Origin of the sequence: Streptomyces atroolivaceus, assembly GCF_000717025.1 — a bacterium.
GTDB classification, from domain to species: Bacteria; Actinomycetota; Actinomycetes; order Streptomycetales; family Streptomycetaceae; genus Streptomyces; species Streptomyces atroolivaceus.
In genome coordinates, this window is the sequence record NZ_JNXG01000057.1 from 1 (window position 1) to 727 (window position 727).

The following is a 727-nucleotide window of genomic DNA, read 5'->3' on the forward strand; positions in this document are numbered from 1 at the left end:
TCGACCAGCTCATCACCCCTGACGAGGTGGCCGTCTACCGGGCGGAACTGGACCGGCTGGTCGCCGATCCGGCGGTCCGCGCCGACGAGCGCTCGATCATCGAGCCGAAGTCGCAGAGCGTGCGCTCCGTCTTCGAGGTCCACAAGCTCAGCGAGGTCTTCGCGAAGCTGGTGCGGGACGAGCGTGTGGTGGGCCGCGCCCGCCAGATCCTCGGATCCGACGTGTACGTCCACCAGTCCAGGATCAACGTGAAGCCGGGCTTCGGCGCCTCCGGCTTCTACTGGCACTCGGACTTCGAGACCTGGCACGCCGAGGACGGCCTGCCCAACATGCGGACCGTGTCCGTCTCGATCGCGCTGACCGAGAACTTCGACACCAACGGCGGGCTGATGATCATGCCCGGTTCGCACAAGTCCTTCGTCGGCTGCGCGGGCGAGACGCCGAAGGACAACTACAAGAAGTCCCTGCAGATGCAGGACGCCGGCATCCCGTCCGACGAGGTGCTGACGAAGATGGCCGACCGGCACGGCATCAAGCTCTTCACCGGCAAGGCCGGCTCGGCGACCTGGTTCGACTGCAACGCCATGCACGGCTCCGGGGACAACATCACCCCGTACGCCCGCAGCAACGTCTTCATCGTCTTCAACAGCGTGGAGAACACGGCGCAGGAACCCTTCGCCGCCCCGATCCGCCGGCCCGAGTTCATCGGAGCCCGCGACTTCACGCC

The 727-nt window shown here is 66.6% G+C and carries 1 protein-coding gene; it reads left to right on the forward strand.

Annotated features, from left to right (window positions below):
• The coding region (gene thpD, locus OO67_RS35375; protein ID WP_033305942.1) for an ectoine hydroxylase at nucleotides 1–727 on the forward strand (727 nt) is incomplete at both ends.